Source organism: Pseudarthrobacter sp. MDT3-1 (assembly GCF_054510755.1).
In genome coordinates, this window is record NZ_JBTNDX010000071.1 from 1 (window position 1) to 1,842 (window position 1,842).

2 protein-coding genes and 1 pseudogene are annotated in these 1,842 nt (G+C 63.6%); 1 reads left to right on the plus strand and 2 read right to left on the minus strand.

The window, feature by feature from the left end; all coding sequences use genetic code 11:
- Positions 1-35: 35 nt before the first annotated feature.
- Positions 36-624, minus strand: a pseudogene (locus tag ACX80X_RS21125) (recombinase family protein).
- A 153-nt stretch (positions 625-777) separates the two neighbouring features.
- Between ACX80X_RS21125 and ACX80X_RS21130 the strand changes: the two are divergent.
- On the plus strand, positions 778-1,326 hold the full coding sequence (locus ACX80X_RS21130) for a recombinase family protein (RefSeq protein ID WP_252603985.1): 549 nt from the start codon (positions 778-780) through the stop codon (positions 1,324-1,326).
- Between the two features lie 57 nt (positions 1,327-1,383).
- Here ACX80X_RS21130 and ACX80X_RS21135 read toward each other — a convergent pair.
- The coding region (locus tag ACX80X_RS21135; protein ID WP_459313314.1) for an FGGY-family carbohydrate kinase at positions 1,384-1,842 on the minus strand (459 nt) is incomplete at its 5' end.

The window sequence follows — 1,842 nt, forward strand, 5'->3', positions numbered from 1 at the left end:
TCGGGGCTTGAGGACCAATGCTCGGGAGAGTCACGCTAAGCCGGTGGGGCCAGGTAGTAGAGGTTCTGGTCGGCACCGCTGTTACGCCGGGTCACGGCGTTGGGGTGGGCGTCGCCCGATGCTTGTTTTGTTGAGGTGGCCTTGGAGCGCGGGCCCTGAAGCAGGTCGGCGATGCGCTGGACGGTGTGGTCCCCTGCGTCGTAGAGCTGTTGGGCGTGGTGGGCCTGGTCGGGGGTGAGTTTCGGGCGTCTTCCTTCGGTTCGTCCGCGGGCGCGGGCGGCCGCGAGGCCGTCGCGGGTGTTGGCGATGATGAGTTCTCGTTGGAGTTCGGCGAGGACGGAGAGCATCCCGAACATTGCCCGTGCTTCCGCCGAGGGTGACGAGGTGCAGGACTGAGCGTCCGAGTCTATCGAGGCGGGTGATGACGAGCTGGTCGCCGGCCCGGTTGGCGGAGGCGAGGGCCTTGTCGAGCTCGGGTCTGCTGGCTTTGGCGCCGCTGGCGTGGTCGAGGCAAATGTTGGCCGGGTCGACGCCGGCGCGGGCGAGGGTGTCCGTTTGGTGGTCGGGGTTTTGGTCGGCGGTGGAGACGCGTGACATCCGATCAACATGTGTCGAGAAGACCATCACGGCAGGGGTTTCCGACGTTGATTTCCGAAGCGGGTTTCCGACATGGATTTCGCGGCGCGACACGGACAGGCGTTGTCTCGGAATGCCGTCCAACAACAGGTAGTCTCATAACGACAAGTTGTTCGGGATTAAGAGAATGCAGGGACGGCCATGGCTGCTATCGGGTACGCGAGGGTTTCCACCACGGAACAGAACCTGGATCTGCAGCTCACTGCACTCCAGGCCGCCGGCGCTGCCCGGATCTTTGCCGACAACGGCGTCAGCGGGTCCACGACGGAACGCCCCCAGCTCTCCAAGGCAATGGAACGGCTGGAGGCCGGTGACGTGCTCACCGTCTGGAAGCTCGATCGGTTGGGACGCAACACCCGGCATGTCCTGGACGTTATCGAGAATCTCCGGGAACGGGGAGTGGGTTTCCGCTCCCTGACCGAGGGCCTGGACACCACCGGCCCGATGGGCACCGCCATGCTGACAATCATGGCGGCGTTCGGGCAGCTGGAGCGCGACACGATGATCGAACGCACCAGAGCAGGACTCGCCGCAGCCGCGGCCAACAACCGCCACGGCGGAAGGCCCCGAAAATTAGATGACACTGCCGCTGCCGGAGCCAGGGAACTCAAGGACAAAGGAATCAACGCCCGTGACATCGGCAAGATGCTCGGGGTCTCCCGCGCCACCGTCTACCGATACCTCATATAGGGAACACAAGGAACCCTTGTGTTCGAGCCTGCCCAGTGGGCGTCCGTCACAATCAGCTCAGACTCCGTAGATGTTTTTTCGGGCGTCGATGTAGCGTCCCCGCACCTCGGCGCCCCAGTGTCCTTCGGGCTCGTAGGCGGCTTCAACGCTTCGTTGCCAGTCGGGAAGGCTTCCGGAGGCTGACCATGCCGCTTGTCTAGCGGCCCCTAGCGCCACATATTCTTTCGTTGTCGGGATCTCGACGGGCATCCCGAAAATGCTGGCTGCGGCCTGGCGAAGTGCCCTGGACTTCGATCCTCCGCCGATCAGCAGCACTTTATCCGGGGCTACGCCGGACTGTTTAAGAATGTCGATGGCGTCGGCCAGTGAATTGAGTACACCCAGCACTGAGGCTCGGGCAAGGTTCTGCGGGGTCATGTTGCTTCTGCTGAGTCCGGTCAGGGATCCAGTCGCGTGGGGAAGGTTGGGGCTCCGCTCCCCGTCCAGATACGGAAGGAATGTCAGCCCTCCTGCTTC

Coding starts and splice junctions, on each gene's coding strand:
- ACX80X_RS21130 (WP_252603985.1), top strand. CDS start 778: ATGGCTGCTATCGGGTACGCGAGGGTTTCCACCACGGAACAGAACCTG.